Origin of the sequence: Xanthomonas citri pv. citri, from assembly GCF_000961215.1 — a bacterium.
GTDB classification, from domain to species: Bacteria; Pseudomonadota; Gammaproteobacteria; order Xanthomonadales; family Xanthomonadaceae; genus Xanthomonas; species Xanthomonas cissicola.
In genome coordinates, this window is record NZ_CP008998.1 from 3,678,112 (window position 1) to 3,695,805 (window position 17,694).

The 17,694-nt window shown below is 66.3% G+C and carries 12 protein-coding genes, 1 other RNA gene and 2 pseudogenes; 6 read left to right on the top strand and 9 right to left on the bottom strand.

Going from position 1 to position 17,694, the window contains the following annotated elements; translation table 11 throughout:
* Positions 1 to 41: 41 nt before the first annotated feature.
* The 4 genes from AMD14_RS16380 to aspS all read right to left on the bottom strand — a co-directional run bounded on the left by AMD14_RS16380 (position 42) and on the right by aspS (position 4,294).
* Positions 42 to 770, bottom strand: coding sequence for a YebC/PmpR family DNA-binding transcriptional regulator (locus tag AMD14_RS16380; protein WP_011052063.1), 729 nt, complete (start codon positions 768 to 770; stop codon positions 42 to 44).
* 89 nt (positions 771 to 859) lie between these two features.
* Positions 860 to 1,480, bottom strand: coding sequence for an esterase/lipase family protein (locus AMD14_RS16385; RefSeq protein ID WP_040107653.1), 621 nt, complete (start codon positions 1,478 to 1,480; stop codon positions 860 to 862).
* A 97-nt stretch (positions 1,481 to 1,577) separates the two neighbouring features.
* Positions 1,578 to 2,105 (bottom strand): GNAT family N-acetyltransferase, encoded by a 528-nt coding sequence (locus AMD14_RS16390; RefSeq protein ID WP_011052065.1) that lies wholly within the window; start codon positions 2,103 to 2,105, stop codon positions 1,578 to 1,580.
* Positions 2,106 to 2,527: 422 nt separating this feature from the next.
* On the bottom strand, positions 2,528 to 4,294 hold the full coding sequence (aspS, locus tag AMD14_RS16395) for an aspartate--tRNA ligase (RefSeq protein ID WP_003489579.1): 1,767 nt from the start codon (positions 4,292 to 4,294) through the stop codon (positions 2,528 to 2,530).
* A gap of 158 nt (positions 4,295 to 4,452) precedes the next feature.
* Here aspS and AMD14_RS16400 point away from each other — a divergent pair, with 158 nt between their 5' ends.
* Positions 4,453 to 5,220, top strand: a complete 768-nt coding sequence (locus AMD14_RS16400; protein ID WP_003489577.1) for a DUF3011 domain-containing protein — start codon at positions 4,453 to 4,455, stop codon at positions 5,218 to 5,220.
* A gap of 83 nt (positions 5,221 to 5,303) precedes the next feature.
* Here the strand turns inward: AMD14_RS16400 and AMD14_RS16405 are convergent, their stop codons facing one another.
* Positions 5,304 to 5,597 carry an FmdB family zinc ribbon protein gene (locus AMD14_RS16405; protein WP_003489574.1) on the bottom strand — a complete coding sequence of 98 codons (294 nt, stop codon included), beginning with the start codon at positions 5,595 to 5,597 and terminating at the stop codon, positions 5,304 to 5,306.
* Positions 5,598 to 6,053: 456 nt separating this feature from the next.
* On the opposite strand from AMD14_RS16405, the gene AMD14_RS16410 reads away from it, so the two are divergent.
* The 4 genes and pseudogenes from AMD14_RS16410 to AMD14_RS23795 all read left to right on the top strand — a co-directional run bounded on the left by AMD14_RS16410 (position 6,054) and on the right by AMD14_RS23795 (position 12,588).
* Positions 6,054 to 7,298: an MFS transporter gene (locus tag AMD14_RS16410; RefSeq protein WP_003489572.1), complete on the top strand. Its 1,245-nt coding sequence runs from the start codon at positions 6,054 to 6,056 to the stop codon at positions 7,296 to 7,298.
* Positions 7,299 to 7,601: 303 nt separating this feature from the next.
* Positions 7,602 to 10,073: a TonB-dependent receptor gene (locus tag AMD14_RS16415; protein WP_040107654.1), complete on the top strand. Its 2,472-nt coding sequence runs from the start codon at positions 7,602 to 7,604 to the stop codon at positions 10,071 to 10,073.
* A gap of 227 nt (positions 10,074 to 10,300) precedes the next feature.
* Positions 10,301 to 12,450: pseudogene (locus tag AMD14_RS16420) on the top strand (phosphocholine-specific phospholipase C).
* Positions 12,451 to 12,511: 61 nt separating this feature from the next.
* Positions 12,512 to 12,588: non-coding RNA, sX9 sRNA (locus tag AMD14_RS23795), on the top strand.
* 162 nt (positions 12,589 to 12,750) lie between these two features.
* Here the strand turns inward: AMD14_RS23795 and AMD14_RS16425 are convergent.
* Positions 12,751 to 13,089 (bottom strand): annotated as a pseudogene (locus AMD14_RS16425) (alpha/beta hydrolase); the annotation flags it as partial.
* A 94-nt stretch (positions 13,090 to 13,183) separates the two neighbouring features.
* Positions 13,184 to 14,077, bottom strand: a complete 894-nt coding sequence (bla, locus tag AMD14_RS16430) for a class A beta-lactamase (protein ID WP_011052070.1) — start codon at positions 14,075 to 14,077, stop codon at positions 13,184 to 13,186.
* A gap of 100 nt (positions 14,078 to 14,177) precedes the next feature.
* Here bla and ampR point away from each other — a divergent pair, with 100 nt between their 5' ends.
* Positions 14,178 to 15,053 carry a LysR family transcriptional regulator AmpR gene (gene ampR / locus AMD14_RS16435; protein ID WP_003489568.1) on the top strand — a complete coding sequence of 292 codons (876 nt, stop codon included), beginning with the start codon at positions 14,178 to 14,180 and terminating at the stop codon, positions 15,051 to 15,053.
* A 15-nt stretch (positions 15,054 to 15,068) separates the two neighbouring features.
* Here ampR and AMD14_RS16440 read toward each other — a convergent pair whose 3' ends face one another.
* Together AMD14_RS16440 and AMD14_RS16445 are read right to left on the bottom strand one after the other, a co-directional pair.
* Positions 15,069 to 15,569 (bottom strand): YcxB family protein, encoded by a 501-nt coding sequence (locus tag AMD14_RS16440; RefSeq protein WP_011052071.1) that lies wholly within the window; start codon positions 15,567 to 15,569, stop codon positions 15,069 to 15,071.
* Positions 15,570 to 15,756: 187 nt separating this feature from the next.
* Positions 15,757 to 17,676 (bottom strand): ABC-F family ATP-binding cassette domain-containing protein, encoded by a 1,920-nt coding sequence (locus AMD14_RS16445; RefSeq protein ID WP_003489566.1) that lies wholly within the window; start codon positions 17,674 to 17,676, stop codon positions 15,757 to 15,759.
* Positions 17,677 to 17,694: the final 18 nt, after the last annotated feature.

Here is a 17,694-nt window from a genome sequence, read left to right on the forward strand (position 1 = left end):
GCGATTTCGATTCCCGATTCTCCATTCCCGATTCCCGGCGCTTAGGCGCCAAGCGCCGCTTGATCGACGTTCGAATACACGTCCTGCACGTCGTCCAGGTCTTCGAGCATGTCCAGTAGCTTGCGGACCTGCACGGCGGTATCGCCGTCCACGGCGATGTCGTTGTCGGCGCGGAAGGTGATTTCGGCGTGCGCCGGTTCGAGGCCGGTGGCGACCAGGGCGTCCCTGACCTGGGCGAAGGCGTCCGGGGCGGTCAGCACATCGATGGCGCCGTCTTCCGGGTACACCACCACATCGTCGGCGCCGGCGTCGATGGCGGCATCGGTGAGGGTGTCTTCATCGATGCCGGCAGCGAAGCTCAGCACGCCCAGGCGCTTGAACATGAAGGCCACCGAGCCCTCGGTGCCCATGTTGCCGCCGCATTTGCTGAAGGCATGGCGCACGTCGGCCACAGTACGCACGCGATTGTCGGTCAGACAGTCCACGATCACCGCCACGCCGCCAGGCGCGTAGCCCTCGTAGCGCACTTCTTCGTATTCCACCCCTTCCAGCTCGCCGGTGGACTTCTTGATGGCGCGCTCCATCACGTCCTTGGACATGTTCGACGACAGGCCCTTGTCCATGGCGGTCCGCAGACGCGGATTGTTGGACGGGTCGCCGCCGCCGGCGCGGGCGGCCACGCTGATCTCACGGATGATCTTGGTAAACATCTTGCCGCGTTTGGCGTCGGAGGCGTTCTTGCGGCCTTCGATCGAGGGACCTCTACCCATGGGTGGTTCCGGACTGGCTTCAATGACAGGGCGCGGATTTTACCTGATTGCCCGCCCTCACCGGGGCCACGCCATCCGCCGGCGCATGTTCACGCCTGGAAGCGGCCGGTGCGCAGAAAGGCCAGCGCCTGTGCGGCAGCCTCGGGCGAGCGCAACAGGCCGCTGTGGCTCGCCCGCACCACGCAATGGTCGCGCAGCCCGGGCAGGCGGGTCTCGGCCAGCGCCACGTTGCCGGCCACCTGACCGATCTCGGCCTGGCCGTCCCAGCGCGCAAAACCCTGTTGCAAGATCGCAGCGCTGCGGCCCATTGCCCATCGCCCGCCACGCTGCGCCAATCCGCGCGCGGCGGCGCTGCCGCACAACGGCGAGCCCAGGCAGACCACGCGACCCACCGGCAGGTCGGGCGCATCCTGCAATGCCTGCAGGGTCATCAGCCCACCCAGGCTGTGACAGATCACCAACTGCACGCGGCTGGCGCGCAGGCGTTCGATCAGATGCGGCACCGCCTGCGCGGGGCCGCCGAGCACGCTGGCGTAACCGAACAGCGCAGGCGCCAGCCCGTTGGCACGCATCCGCCGCGCCAATGGCAGCAGCCAGTGCGCGGTGTTCCAGATGCCATGCACCAGCAGCACGTCGGCGGTCGCGGCGCTCGCCTCCTCGCGCGGACTGCGCCGCGGCGGCGCCGGGCTGATGGGTAATGCGCTGGACACTGAGATGGTTACCGGCAGAGGGCGTCAGCTGCGTGTACGGTGCGCGCTGGACGCCACGGCCAACGCGCAATGGCAACCGGCGGCAGCACTGGTGCGATTAGTCCGCTGCCCGCACCGGCCTGCGCCGCAGGATGTATTCGCGGTCGACGATCTTGCCAACCGGAAAATCGTATTCGCCCACCTTTTCGAAACCGTAGCGGGCGTAGAAGCGTTGCGCGCCGAAATTCTCCGACCACACCCCGATCCACAAGGTGCGAGGACCGTCGCGCTCCAACCATTGCAGTGCGGTTTCGAACAACCGGCTGCCCCAGCCGCTGTTCTGATAGTCCTTCAGCAGATACAACCGCTTCAGCTCCCCATCGCCGGGACGCACTTGGTCATGCGGCAGCCCGCAGGGACCGGCGGCGGCATGGCCGACCAGCAGGTTGTCCATCTCCAGCAGCCAGATCGCGTAATCCGGGTGCGCCAGCACGGTACGCGCCCGCTCCACGGCATAGGTCTCTTCCAGAAAACCGCGCAGGTCCTCTTCCGGATACAGGTGCCCGAAGGTTTCGGTAAAGGTCTGCGCGGCCAGAAGCGACAGCGCTTCGGCATCGTCCGGCGTGGCGCGGCGAATGCGGGTCATGCGGGCCCCTCTGGCAAGTCGACGCGGCAGCTTCTCGCATGCTGCGGCGTTGCTGCAAGTGGGGAATGGGGAATGGGGAATCGGGAATTGTCGAGCGCCCTGCGCGTCGGACACTAGATGCGTCTGCTCGGCTGGTGGTGTGAGCACCCCGAGGTCTTATTGCCATGTGCGCTTGAGTTGCACAAAAAAACGCTGCGTCGCCTGCTTGAGCCTGCGCGCAGTTCCTATGCAAGCACTGAGGTTTTAGGAAAGTCGCAGTGCAAGATTGGTGGGGAGCTACCTACGCACGCGAGCTGCGCGTGCAGCTGTTCGATACGCGCATTGAGTGCAGCGCGGATCGGTCGGCAAAGCCTCGCGCAAGCTGCTCGCTGCGCATGAACGCACGGCCACGCAATGGGCGTGGCCGTGCGTTCGATGGCCGGTCAGACCTGCTTCGGACGCACCTGCACGTGCACTTCGGCGAGCTGGTCGGCAGCGATCGGCGACGGGGCGTCGGTCATCAGGTCCTGCGCGCCGGTGGTCTTGGGGAACGGGATGACGTCGCGAATCGACTCGGTACCGGCCATCAGCGCGGCGATGCGGTCGATACCGAAGGCGATGCCGCCGTGCGGCGGTGCGCCATAGTTCAAGGCATCCAGCAGGAAGCCGAACTTGGCGCGCGCCTCTTCGGCGCCGATGCCGAGCAGTTCGAACACGGCGCTCTGCATGTCCGGGCGATGGATACGGATCGAGCCGCCGCCGATTTCATTGCCATTGAGCACCATGTCGTAGCCGCGCGAGACCGCGGTGCGGGCGTTGGCGCGCAGGTCGGCAATATCGTCCACCGCCGGTGCGGTGAAGGGGTGATGCAAGGCGACGTAACGCTGCGCCTCTTCGTCCCATTCGAACATCGGAAAGTCGGTGACCCACAGCGGCGCCCAGCCGTCGGCGATCAGGTCGAATTCCTTGCCGGCCTTCAGGCGCAGCGCGCCCATGAAGTCGGACACCTTGGTGTAGCCGCCGGCACCGAAGAACACGATGTCGCCATTGCCGGCGCCTACATGCTTGAGCAGCGCGGCGAAGGATTCTTCGCTGAAGAACTTGGCGATCGGCGAACTGACCTCGCCGGTCTCCGACAGCTTGATGTAGGCCAGGCCCTTGGCACCGTATTTGGCGGCGTGCGCTGCGTATTCGTCGATCTGCTTGCGCGACAGGCTGGCGCCGCCGGGAATGCGCAGCGCGGCGACGCGGCCATCGGCATCGTTGGCGGCAGCGGTGAACACCGGGAATTGGCTGGCCTTGACCAGCTCGGCCACGTCGACCAGTTCCAGCGCGATGCGCAGGTCCGGCTTGTCCGATCCAAAGCGGCGCATCGCCTCGGCCCAGGTCATGCGCGGGAACTGCGCAGCCAGGTCCACGTCCACCACTTCCTTGAAGATGGCGCGAATCATGTCTTCGACGAAATCCTGCACGTCGCGCTCGCGCACGAAGGCGAATTCCATGTCGAGCTGGGTGAATTCCAGCTGGCGGTCGGCGCGTAGCGCTTCATCGCGAAAGCAGCGCGCGATCTGGTAGTAGCGGTCGAAGCCGGCCACCATCAGGATCTGCTTGAACAGCTGCGGGCTCTGCGGCAGCGCGTAGAACTCGCCCGGATGCATGCGCGCCGGCACCAGGAAGTCGCGCGCGCCTTCCGGGGTGGCCTTGGTCAGGATCGGGGTTTCGATGTCCTGGAAGTCGCGCGCATCCAGATGCCGGCGCAGCGCCTGCACCAGCTTGATGCGGGTGCGCTGCATGCGCTGCATCTCCGGCCGGCGCAGATCCAGGTAGCGGTATTTCAGGCGCGTCTCTTCACCCGGATTTTCGTGCGCGTGGAACGGCAGCGGCGCGGCCTTGTTGAGGATGCTGATGCGCGTGGCGATCACTTCCACCTTGCCGCTGCGCAGCTTGTCGTTGACCGCATGACGCGCGCGCACCACACCCTCCACTTGCAACACGTCCTCGTAGCCCAGGCTGGCGGCCACCTTGAACAGCTCTGCGCTGGCGTCGTCGCCGGCCACCGGTTCCACCGTCACCTGCACGATGCCTTCGTGGTCGCGCAGGTCGATGAAGCACACCCCGCCCAGGTTGCGGGCCACGTCGGTCCAGCCGGCGAGAGTGACGGTTTGGCCGATCAAGGTCTCGTCGACCAGGCCGCAGAAGTGGGTACGCATCGAAAGCTCCGCTGAAAACCCGGCGCAGGACAGCGCCGGAAAGCCGGATATTCTGGGGCCGGCGGGCGACAGGAGCAAATGCGCGGGCGCTCATGGGCGCTTAAGTCAGCGCCCGGCTGAATAGGCGCCACGCCCCCTCCTGCACCAAGGACGACACGATGCTGCGCACTGCCCTGCTGCTCTCCGGCTTCGGCCTGATCACCTTGACCGGCGCCTTTGCCAGCCTCACTGCCAGCGCCCAGGAGCGCGGCTGGAACGGCCCCAGCATCACCTGTTCCAGCAACGACAACCGCCGTCGCGAGTGCGATACGCCGTTCCGCGGCCGCGCGGTGCTGGTGGAAAACATCTCTGGCACGCGCTGCATCGAAGGCCGCAACTGGGGCAGCGAGCGCGGCCGGATCTGGGTGGACAACGGCTGTCGCGGCCGTTTCGTCGAAGCCCGCAACGGTGGCGGCTGGGGCGGCGGCAGCGGCCGCGGCGACTTTGGCGGAGTCGCGGGAACGGTGCGCTGCGAGAGCAACGACCAGCGCCAGAAAATCTGCGATACCGGCTGGCGCCGCGCCATGTTGGTGCGCCAACTCTCCAACACGCCCTGCGTGGAAGGCCGCAACTGGCGCCAGGAAGGCGGCCGGATCTGGGTGGACGACGGCTGCCGGGGCGAATTCGCGCAGGCCCGCGGTGGCGGTGGCTGGGACGGCGGTTATGGCGGCCGCGATGACCGCCCCGGCAACGGCTACGCCATCACCTGCGCCAGCGACGACCGGCGCCTGCGTACCTGCGCCTGGGATGGCCGTTACGGCCGCCCGGTGCTGACCCGCCAGTTATCGGACACACGCTGTGAGGAGGGCCGCACCTGGGGGTACGACGATCGTCGCGCCACGGTGTGGGTCAACGATGGCTGCCGGGCGCGTTTCGAGGCGCGTTGAGGCAGCGAATGGGCGCGCCGCGCGCGGCTGGGCCAGGGGTCGGGACTTCCGCCCTGCAAGCGGCTGCGGCGCGCTGGTCCGGCTCAGGCGGGGTCGGACGCTGGCTTGGCAACAGGCTTGCTCTCGGCGGCTGCCGCCGGCTTGGCATCGCCACCGGCGCTGCTGCTTTCGGTGAGGTTTTTCTTCTTCTCGCCCGCCGACTTGAAGTCGGTCTCGTACCAGCCGCTGCCGGACAGACGGAACGACGGCGCGGTGATTTGGCGCTTGATCGTGGCCGCCGCGCAGGCCGGACAGGTCTGCGGATCGGGGTCGGCCATCTTCTGCAGGCGGTCGAAGGCGTGACCGCAGGTGGTGCACTGGAAACCGTAGATGGGCATGGCAGGATCAGCTGAAGACGATGCGGGGCGCAGATTCTAGACGGATGCGTGCGGGCAGGTGCAGTGGGCCGTCTGCGATGTTGAATACGCGCGAGTGTGTTGCGGGCAAGAGACATCGATCGATGTGGTTGCCTCGCACTTGCACGCCAGGTGCGCTCGCTAACCACCGCAGCCCTCATCGGCAGATAGCAAGACGGTTAAGAGTGTTCGCGTGTATGCCGAAGAACGCGAATCTACGCAATGAATGATCATCAGATCGGCGCGACTGCCTGAACTGCGCAGGTAGATGAGGTAATCATCCCGCACGCCAGAAACCCACGCTTCGCATCGGGCTGACGCCACAACAGCGGGTATCGAGCGCTGTAGAGGCAGGTCGTTTCGATCAAGCCATACGATCCGGGCTGTTACACTCGAACTCGTGATCGACGCGCCTTTCCCCCCACGAGGGCCGCATCCATGTTGCGGTTGACTGCCTTATTGCTTGGCGTTGCCCTGCTGCTCACCGGTAGCGGGTTGCTCGGCACCCTGCTCGCCGTGCGCGGCGATCAGGCCGGCTTCGATGCGCGGGCGTTGGGGTTGATCATGTCCGGCTACTTCGCCGGCTTCTTTCTCGGCACCTTCTTTGCACCACCGCTGATTCGCCGCATCGGCCATATCCGCGCATTTGCGTTTTATGCGGCGCTGGCAGCCATTGCGGTGTTGCTGCATCCGATCTGGTTGAACGCCTGGGGCTGGGGCCTGCTGCGCCTGGTGACCGGCGCGGCGCTGGTCGGCCTGTATACGGTGATCGAAAGCTGGCTCAACGCCGAGCCGGACGCGCGCCGGCGCAGTCGGGTGTTTTCGGTCTACATGGCGATCAATCTGTCGGCGCTGGCACTGGGCCAGGTCCTGCTCACCATCGGCGATGCGGGCGCGCCGGCGATGTTCACGCTGACGGCGATCCTGATCTGTGCGGCAGTGATGCCGGTGATGACCACGCGCCTGATTCCGCCCGAAGTGCCGCATGTCTCGCGCCTGCGACTGAAAACGCTGTACGCATTGGCGCCGGTGGCAACCATCGGCGCGGGACTGTCGGGCCTGGCGATGGGTGCGTTCTGGGGCTTGTTGCCGGTCTACGCCAACCGCATCGGACTGGATGCCGACGGCGTGGCGATGTTCATGCTCACCGCCATCGTGGGCGGTGCGGTGCTGCAGTGGCCGATCGGGCGCATCAGCGATGGGCATGACCGCCGCATCGGCCTGGTGACCGTGAGCACGCTGGCCGCCGCCATCGCGATCGCTGCCGCATTGCCGATGGTGCAGACGCAGACCACCGTGCTGTTCGTGCTGTTCTTCGTCTATGGCGGGTTGGCGTTTTCGCTGTACCCGTTCGCGGTGGCGCACATGCTCGATTACCTGCCGCGCGAAGACCTGCTTTCCGGCAGCAGCAGCTTGTTGCTGGTGCATGGCGTAGGTGCGGCGATTGGCCCTGCACTGGCCGGCGGCGCAATGCAGAAATTCGGCCCGGCCGCGTTGCCGGTGTACTTCGCGGTGATGTTGTTGGCACTGGCGGGCTTCACGTTGTCGCGGCTGCTGCGCTTCACCCGCCGCCGCACCCATCCGATCGCCTTCCGCCCAATGCTGCGCACCACCCCGTCAGCACTGGAGTTGATGCCGGAAACACAGCAGGCCGAAGCACCGCCGCACGCCAAGGGCGGCTGATACAGCTATGTCGCTGTCGTTAGTCGCTGCGCTGCTGGTCATGTGATCTGCGGCGTTGCTGCAATGGGGCCCCTTGCCCGCCCACCATTGCGGCGGGGGCACCGCAAGGCGGAGCAACTGGCGGACGACTTTTTTGGATGGATCAGCCATGGAGCGGTCGATCTGGTACTTGGCTGCAAGCCCTTGCCCGCCCACCGTCGCGGAACACGCCGCAAGTACGTCCTTGTAGGCTCTTACGCGGCTTCCCGACGTTAGGACTTCCTAAGTCCATCTGGTGATCCCGGCCACACCTATAGCGCGGTCATCATCACGCAACGCAAGCGCGGCAGTCTTCCCAGACCCCCTCCCCCGCTGTGGATTTCAATGGATTCGATGTCCTCCTTGCGCGTGCGCCATCCTGCCACGCTCGCGTTATTGCTGGTTCCGCTCACCCTGCCCGCATACGCACAGCAGGTTCCCGACGGCGCAACCCCCGACCCGGCCGCAACCGTACCGGCCAGCGCTGACGAGCAAGTATCGACGCTGGATCAGGTGCAGGTGGTCGGCCAAGCGATGACCTATTCCAAGACCAACGTCAGCAAGGAAATGCTGGACCGCCAGTTCGTGCTCGGCAGCGTCAACGATGCGCTCAACGAACTGCCCGGCGTGGTGGTCACCGAAGCCGATGCCTTCGGCTCGTCGGATTGGGGCACGCAGATCAGCATGCGCGGCTTCGTCAGCAATCGCGATACGCAGCAGATCGGCACCACCATCGACGGCGTGCCCAATGGTGGCTCTGCGTACGGCGGTGGCTCCAAGGCCAACCGCTTCATCGACATGCCGGATCTGGAAACGGTGGAAGTGAGCCAGGGCACCGCCGACATCGCCTCGCGCTCCAACGAAGCCCTGGGCGGCACCTTGAATTACCTCACCAGCGAACCGCTGGAAACGCAGCGTGTGCGCATGATCGGCGGCATTGGCGATAACCAGGCGCGCAAATACTACGCGCGCTACGACACCGGCCTGATCGGCGGCAGCACACGCGCCTGGGTCAGCGGCTCGTCGGCACGCAACGACGACTGGATCGACGGCAGCGGCCACACCAGCCGCGATCACCTGGCCGGCAAGTTCGTCAGCGTGTTGAATCAGTGGACGCTCAGCGGCTACGCCTCTTACGACGATGCCGACGAATCCGAATACGCCAGCGTGACCCCGGAGCAATTCGCGCGCGCCCCCGAGCACGACCTGTTGACCGGCACGCTCACCGGCATTCCGTACCTGGACCAGAACTACCGCTCCGGCTCGCGTGCGCTGCGCAAGAACACCTTTGGCTACCTGCGCGGCGCCTTCGATGGCGGCAACGGCTTCAAGACCACGCTGACCGGCTATGCCCACCGCATGCAGGGGCGCGGCGACTGGATTCCGCCGTATCTGGTGGATGTCAGCAACGATGGCGCCGGCATGGCGGAATCCGAGGCGCGTGGCGGCAATACCGTGTATGGCGGCAGCGATCTGGGCAAGCTGTATTACCTCACCCCCGGCGGCGCAGCTGCCACCATGCTGGCCGGTTGTGCCGGCAGCGATGCGGTACCGGCCGAATCCAATCCGGCCTGCTATCCGGCCGGTTCGGTGCCGGTGCAGTCGTATCGACATAGCCACTACGACAATCACCGCGCCGGCGCGATCGCCGATGTGGAATGGCGGACCGATCTCGGCGCCATCGACAACACCGCGCGTGCCGGTGCCTGGCTGGAGCGCGTTGAGCGCAGCGTCACCCGCGACTGGCACCGCCTGCTCAACGTCGGCACCAACATCAGCTTCGATCATCAGCCGTATTGGGTGCAGTTCAAGGACAACTACCAGACCGACGAGCAGATGTATTACCTGGAAGACGTGATGCGCTATGGCGCATTCGCCTGGCGCGTGGGCGTCAAGCAATTCTTCGTCGACCAGACCCGCGACCGCCGCATCGGCGATGCGCAGCACGTGCAATCGGATTCGCATTCGGACCCGTTGCTGTCGGCCGGCCTGACCTGGACGACACCGGTGCAGGGCCTGGAAGCCTTTGCCGGCTACTCGCAAAACTTCGCCGCGATTCCGTCCGGCGTGCTGGGCGAAACCGACCCGGTCGCGCTGAGCCGGGTGAAACCGGAAACCGCCGACAACATCGAACTCGGCCTGCGTGTCAGCCGCTGGCCGTTGACCGGCAGCGTCACGCTGTACGACATCCGCTTCGACAACCGCATCGTGTATGTGCCGGCCAACTTCGTCACCGGTATCGATTACCTGGGCGAAACCGATGGCGTGTACGAAAACTTCGGCGGCGTGCATGCGCGCGGCGTGGAAGCAGCGCTGGGCTACGGCTGGGACAACGGCTGGCGCATCAATGGCGCCTACACCTACAACAAGGCCGATTACCTGGGCAGCGGCGACGCCGCACGCGATACCGCGCTGGAAATCACCCCCGGCGCGCAGGTGATCGGCCAACCGCGCAACACCCTGGTGGTGTCGGCGGACTGGCGCGGCCAGGCGTGGCGCTTCGGTATGTCCGGACGCTATCTGGGCAAGCGCTACCTGGATGCCTCCAACCGCGCCGCACTCGATGGCGTGACAACCTTCGATGCGAACCTCGGGGTGGAACTATCGCAGCTGTCGTCGCAGCTCAAGGGCCTGCAGCTGGCGCTCAACGTCAGCAACCTCACCGACAAACGCTATCTGGAGGGCGTGGACGGCAGCGACAGCGCCTTTATCGCCGCGCCGCGCACGGTCGGGCTGACGTTGACGCTGGATCTCTAGCGTCGGCGGCGCATTGCCGACCTGCGGGATGGCCATTGCGACATGCGTGCGAGCGGATCGGGCTGAAGACACGCCACCCGATCCGCTCCCTGCATCGCCTGCCACGCAGGTGCAAACGGACAGGGTCGGCGGTGTTGCAAGCACGCAAGAGAACTCACGCGCTGACGCGTCGGGTACGCTCGACGCGCTCAGCGCTGACCGGATGGGAGCGCCAACCAGGTGACACGATGATCGACCTTCCCCGCCGCCGCGTTCTGCAGACCGGGCTTGCCGGTGCCGCCGCCGCGTTGCTGCCCTCCAGCATCGCGCGGGCCGCCGCCATCGCGCCGGACCGCCGCAGCGGCACGCTGGAGGATCTTCAGCATGTGGTGATTCTGATGCAGGAAAACCGCGCGTTCGATCATTACTTCGGCGCGCTGCCCGGGGTGCGCGGGTTCGGCGACCGTTTCCCGATTCCTGCGCCGCCGTTACCGGGCGCACCGGCGCGCACGGTGTGGCTGCAACCCAGCGAGGACGGCCGCCAGTGGCTGACGCCGTTTGCGCTGGATACGGCAGCGCAATTCGGCTTCATGCGCGTGCAAGGCCGCCGCATAGTTGGGTGGATGCGCAACGCGCCTGGGATCACGGCCGGCTCGGCCACTGGGCCGCCGCCAAGCACAACCATGCGCTGGGCTATTACCGGCGCGCGGATATCCCGTTCCAGTACGCGCTCGCCGACGCCTTCACCATCTGCGATGCGTACCACGCCGCGATCCAGACCGGCACCAATTCCAATCGCGTGTTCCTGTGGACCGGCGGCAACGATCCGCAGGCGCGCGCAGGCGGCCCGGTGATCGGCAATTCGCACGACAACTTTGCGGAACTGGGCGGTTTTGCCGAGCCGTATCACTGGGGCACCTACGTCCAAGCGCTGCAGCACGCCGGTGTGTCCTGGCAGATCTATCAGGACATGGCAGACAACTTCACCGACAACCCATTGGCCGGCTTTGCGGCATTTCGACAGGCGTACAGCGCCGCGCCCGGACATGATCCGCAACTTCGCGCGCGTGGCGTGAGCACGCGCGGTCTTGCGCTGCTGCGCGAGGACGTGCTGGGCGGGCGCCTGCCTGCGGTGAGCTACATCATTGCCGATGCGGCCGGCAGCGAGCATCCGGATCCGTCCAGCCCCGCCCAGGGCGCGGCCTACACCGCACGCGTGCTGGATGCGCTCACAGCCGATCCGGCGGTGTGGAGTCGCACCGCCTTGCTGGTGATGTTCGACGAGAACGACGGCTTCTTCGACCATATGCCCCCGCCCGCACCGCCGTCGCCGGATGCACGCGCAACTGGCGGATTTGCCGGCGCATCGACGGTTGCCACCGACGACGACTATCACCGCCACCCGGCCCCGGGCGAACAGAAAGTGGATCTTCCCGAACTGCGCGGGCGGCCCTATGGGCTTGGCCCGCGCGTGCCGATGTATGTGGTCTCGCCATGGAGCCGCGGCGGCTGGGTGGATTCGCAGGTGTACGACCACACCTCGGTACTGCGTCTGCTCGAACGCCGCTTCGGCGTGCCTGCGCCGGAGATCACGCCCTGGCGGCGTGCAGTGTGCGGCGACTTGACCAACGCCTTCGATTTCCGCCAGACCGATGCGCGCCCCTTCGCCGCGGCGCTGCCCGATGTCGGCGCAACCGCAGCGCGCGCAGCAGCCTTGCGCGAGCATGCACTGCCGCCGTTGCCGGCCACGTTGCAGCCGCCCGAGCAACCGTTCGGCGTGCGCCGCTCGCGCGGGCTGCCGTATCGTCCCAGCGTGGAGCTGACCTACCTGCCCGAGCGCGGCGAAGTGAACCTCCGCATGGCCAACGCGGGCGCAGCGGCGGTGCTGCATGTCTACGACCGCTTCGATCTGGCCGCAATTCCGCGCCGCTATACGGTGGGAAATGACGCCACCGTGGACGGCACGTGGACCACCTACGACGGCCGCTACGATCTGTGGCTGCCCGGTCCCAACGGCTTCCATCGTCACTATCGGGGCGATGTGGGTGCACCGCTGCTGGTGGCCGAGATCGCGCGGGATCCGAACGATTGCACCTGCATGCTGCTATCGCTACGTCACGGCGGCAGCACTGCCGTGCAGCTTGAGCTGCAGCCAGGTGCATATGCAGCCGCACAGCCGCGCGAGCGCCTGCGCCTTGCACCCGGCATCACCGAGCAGCGGCGCTGGAAGGCGGCAGCAACCGGCGGCTGGTACGACCTATGGGTGCACCACGACGGCGCGGCCCAGCGTCTGGCCGGGCGCATCGAAACCGGCGCAGACAGCGTCAGCGACCCGGCCATGGGTGGGCCGGCGCGATTGCAGCAAGAGTTGCCTATCTTGATAGGCGCACTCGATTAAGAGCGGCTTACACAACGACTGCGCTCTCCGCCACGCGTGCGCGGTCGACGCCAGGTGCCGCATGTCCCACGCGTACACGGCGGTTCCGAGCGCAACGTTCACATCCGCCGGACGACTACTCGCTACGTTTTGGCAGCCGCTCCAAGCCTTTGCGGCTCTGCATGCGCTGAGCGTGCAGATGGCTGCGCGATCGGCGGGCTTGCGCACGGTTGCACTCAGCGCGCGCCAGGCGCGTCCGGCAGGGCAACCATCGCTGACCAGGTTTCCACCAGCGGCGGCCCATGTGCGATCGGCAGCGTGGCCGCGCGCAGGCCGAACGCAGCAGATCTCCGTCCCTTCCAGAACCATGGTCAGGACTTGATCGCCACCGCCGGGGAACACCTGCACCGCCGCACCGGTGTTGCGACCCTTGGGCGCATAGACCGTCATCGTCGGGCGACTGACATCGCTTACCTTGGCCCATGGGAAGCGCCCCTCGCCGATGCCCACCGATTCGGGCTTCGGATGGCGCACCGCATCAGGCACCGCTTGCGACCAGAGCGGCATTTCTCACTGACCAGAGGCTGGTGGCCAGGCACGCGCTGGTGCGAGTCCATGCACAAGCAGCGCAACCGCCGCACACCGATGACATAGCCTGATTTGTACTGTGAACTTCGAAAAAGCTGAGAGGAAACAGCAAGCACGTCGTGGATTCACACGCGAATGGAACGTGGAAAACAGTCGGCGGTTGCACTCAACCCAGGATGCTCTTGCGAACCGCCACTGCCACCGCCTTCAACGCCGCATCGCGTGCAGCGTCGTCGACCTTGGCGCCGTTCAAGTACGTGGTCAGCAGCATTGGCGCCCTGCCCTTGGGTGGCCAGAGGATGGCGATGTCGTTACGGGTATCGGTGCCGTTGCTGCCGGTCTTGTCGCCGATCTTCCAGCCGGCCGTGAGCCCCGCACGCAGGCAATCGTCGCCGGTGCGGTTGTCGATCATCCAGTCGGTCAGCTGCTTGCGCGAGGCTGGCTGCAGCGCGTCGCCAAGCAGCAGCGTGCGCAGCGTGGCGGCCATTGCCGCAGGCGTGGTGGTGTCGCGGGGGTCGCCGGCGACAAACCGGTTCATCTGCGGCTCGTAGCGGTCGGTGCGGGTCTGGGCATCGCCGATGCCGCGCAGGAATGCAGTCACGCCGGCCGGGTCGCCGACCAACGGGAACAACAGATTGGCGGCCGGGTTGTCGCTGTAAATCATCGTGGCCCGGCACAGTTCGCCGACACTCAGCGAACCGCCGACATGGCGTTCGGTCACCGGGGCATGCTCGAGCATGTCGGAAGCGTGGATCTCGACCTGCTGTGCCAGCGTCAGCTTGCCCTGGTCCACCTGCTGCAGCACCGCGGCAGCCAATACAAATTTGAAGGTGCTGCACATCGGAAAGCGCTCGTGCTCGCGCTGCCCGAGGCGCTTGCCGGTGGCGCTGTCGAGCAGGCAGATGCCCAGGCGGCCGCCGGTGCCATGTTCGATCTGCGCCCACTGTGCCCGCAGCATGTCGTCCACGTTCACCGCAGGGGTGAGCGCCCATGCGGGTCTGGACGCTGCAAGCAGCACGCCCGCGCCGGTTGCGTGCAGGAACTGTCGCCGATTCAACATGCGGTTGCCTCCTTGAGAGAGCCCGCAGTATCGATGCGCACGAGGCAGCCGACCATCGCGATGTTTCGATCTCAGGCATGAATTGAACTAATCTCTGCCCATGCCCCGCCCCCGCCTGCCGCTCAATGCCCTGCGCGCGTTCGAAGCCGCCGCGCGCCATCAGAATCTGACCCGTGCGGCCAACGAGCTGTGCGTCAGCCAGGCCGCGCTGAGTCACCAGATCAAGGCGCTGGAGCAGCAGTTGGGCGCCAGCCTGTTCCACCGCCTGCCGCGCGGGGTGGCACTGACCGACGAAGGCGCCGCACTGGCTCCGGTGCTCGGCGAGGCCTTCGACCGCATCGCCGCCACCCTGGAACGCTTTGCCGAGGGCCGTTACCGCGAGGTGCTCAGCGTGGGCGTGGTGGGCACCTTCGCCACTGGCTGGCTATTGCCGCGGCTGGCGGCGTTCCATGCGGCGCATGCGGATATCGAGCTGCGCCTGTCCACCCACAACAACCGCGTCGACCTGGCCGGAGAAGGCCTGGATCTGGCCATCCGCTTCGGCGATGGCGATTGGCAGGGCCAGGTTGCCGAAGCCGTGATGGAAGCGCCCTTTGCGCCGGCGTGTGCGCCGGCAATGGCGCGCGGCTTGCGCGTGCCGGAGGATCTGGCGCGCGTGCCGTTACTGCGCTCGTATCGTCTGGATGAGTGGCCGCAGTGGTTCCGCGCGGCGCGTGTGACGGAGGTGCCCGCGCGCGGCACCATGTTCGATTCGTCGCTCACCCTGGCCAGCGCAGCGGCAGCCGGCGGCGGCGTGGCGTTGTTGCCGCTGCCGATGTTTCGCCAGGACCTGGATGCCGGACGCCTGGTCTGCCCGTTCCCGATCGCCATCGATGCCGGGCGCTACTGGCTGACGCGGCTACGGTCGCGGCCGCAAAGCGACGCCGGGCGCCGGTTGCGCGATTGGCTACTGGCAGAACAGCACATCAGCAGCTGAGCAGCACTGCCGCGCTTAGGGCGCTTTGGACGTCTTTCCCACCTGCACGGCCAACTGACGAAACGCCTCGTACTGCGCCCTGTCGGCGAACCAATGCGGGCAGAACAGCTCGAACAGCCGGTCGTTGTGGTACAGCAGCAGCACCCGCTCGTTTTCGCGGATGCGCATGTAATCGGACCAGGGGCGACGCAGATGGCCGTCCGCCCAGGTGATTTCCAGTCCGTTCTCGTCCCATGCATAGGTGTAGGTATGCCGCAGCGAGGCCTGCTGCGCGTGCAGGCGTTTGATCCGCCGTGGCAGGCCCCACACGTGCAACAGCGCCAGGCCGATCAACCCGCCGCCACCGCTGCCGATCAGCACCGGGCCGATGATCTCGCTCGCGTCACTCAGTTGCAGCACCACCACCCCGACCAGCAGCAGAACAGCCAGAAACACGATCACACGTTTGGACCAATGACGCGCACGCAAGCGCTGTGCGGCCAGATGGTCTTCCAGGCTGATGGTGGCGGTGATCATGGGCAACCTCCTTGCTGGGCTCCAGGCGCAGCGTAACCCAGCGGTTTTTGTCGTGACTAACGACAGGTAGCGCAATCGGCAGGCGGGTACGAACCGTGCGCAGAACCGCAACGTAAGCGTGTTACCTGCCGCACCGAGCACCGGCCGCAGCCACCCGTTGGCTGCGCAGTCGTGTTGTCAGCCGCTCTTACGCACCGTCGATCAATTCCATCCACGCCGTCTCGGCTTCAGCCAGCTGCTGCGCGGTTGCTTCGCGGTCGCGTCCGAGCACGGCCATCTTCTCGCTGTCGGCGTAGTTGCCGGGATTGGCCAGCTCGCGATCCAGCGCAGCAAGCGCCGCTTCCAGCTCGCCGACGCGCTTTTCGGCGCTGGCCAGCTTGTGCGGGTTGACGGCCTTTTTCGGCGGCAGCGGCTTGGTCGGCGGTGGCGGGGTCGGCGCCACTTCGGCCATCTTCTGCTTGGTGCCCTGCGCAGCCGGGCGACTACGCAACCAGGCCGCATATTCGTCCAGGTCGCCGGCGAACGGCTCGACCACGCCATCGGCCACGCGCCAGAAACTGTCGCAGACCAGGCCGATCAGATGGCGATCGTGGGAGACCATCACGATGGCCCCCTCGAAATCGCTCAGCGCCTCGGCCAGCGCTTCACGCATTTCCAGGTCCAAGTGGTTGGTCGGTTCGTCGAGCAACAGCACGTTCGGCTGCTGCCAGGCGATCAACGCCAGCGCCAGACGCGCGCGCTCGCCGCCGGAGAAGCCATCCACCACTTCGAAGGCGCGGTCGCCGGCAAAATTCCATTTACCCAAAAAGTCGCGGAACGCCTGATTGGCGCCATCCGGCGACAGCTCGCGGAAGTGGTCCATCGGCGACTGGCCTTCGTGCAGCGATTCCACCGTGTGCTGGGCGAAGTAACCGATGCGCAAATCCGGATGTGCGCTGCGCTCGCCTGCCAGCGGTGCCAGTTCGCCCACCAAGGTCTTGACCAGGGTGGACTTACCCGCGCCATTGGGCCCCAACAACCCGATCCGATCACCCGCTTCCAGGCCGAAACCGACATCGTGCAGGATGACCGTGGCGGCGTCACCCCCATCCGCCCTTCGGGCACCTTCCCCCGCACGCGGGGGAAGGGTTGCGGGCGCGGGATAGCCGGCTTCCACGTGATTGAGCCGGATCAGCGAAAACGGCAGCCGATTGGGCTGCGCGAACTGGATGCGAAACTCGCGCTCGGCGCGCACCGCCTCGGTGCCGGCCATCTTGGCCAGGCGCTTCATGCGGCTCTGCGCCTGGGTCGCCTTGCTGGCCTGCGCCTTGAAGCGGTCGATGAAGCTCTGCAGATGCGCGCGCTCGGCCTGTTCCTTGTCATGCGCGATCTGCTGCTGCCGCAAATGTTCGATGCGCTGGCGTTCGAAATCGGTGTAGCCACCGACATACAGCTTGGCGGTGCCACCATGCAGGTGCAGGGTGTGGGTGGCCACGTTGTCGAGAAATTCGCGGTCATGCGAAATCAGCAGCAGCGTGCCCGGGTACTTGAGCAGCCACTGCTCCAGCCACAGCACCGCATCCATGTCCAAGTGGTTGGTTGGTTCGTCGAGCAGCAGCAGGTCGCTGGGCATCATCAGCGCGCGCGCCAGATTCAGCCGCACGCGCCAGCCGCCGGAGAACGACGACACCGCGCGATGGTGCGTGTCTGCCGGAAATCCCAGACCGTGCAGCAACTTGCCGGCGCGCGCTTCGGCGTCGTAGGCGCCGATCTCGGCCATCTTCTGGTGTGCGTTGGCCACCGCCTCCCAGTCTTCGCGCGCAGTGGCTGCGGCTTCTTCCTGCAGCACCGCGGAGACCTCGATGTCCCCACCCAGTACGAACGACAGCGCCGGGTCGGGCAAGGACGGGGTTTCCTGCGAAACGCTGGCCGTGCGCACCTTGCCGGGCAGATCGACATCGCCCTTGTCGGCCTCCAGCTCGCCCTTCACCGCAGCGAACAGGCTCGACTTGCCGGTGCCGTTACGGCCGACCACACCGACGCGGTAGCCGGCGTGCATGGTCAGGTCGACGTTGGAGAGCAGCAGACGCTCGCCGCGTCGCATGGAGAAGTTACGCAGGGAAATCATTGATGGACAGTCCGATAG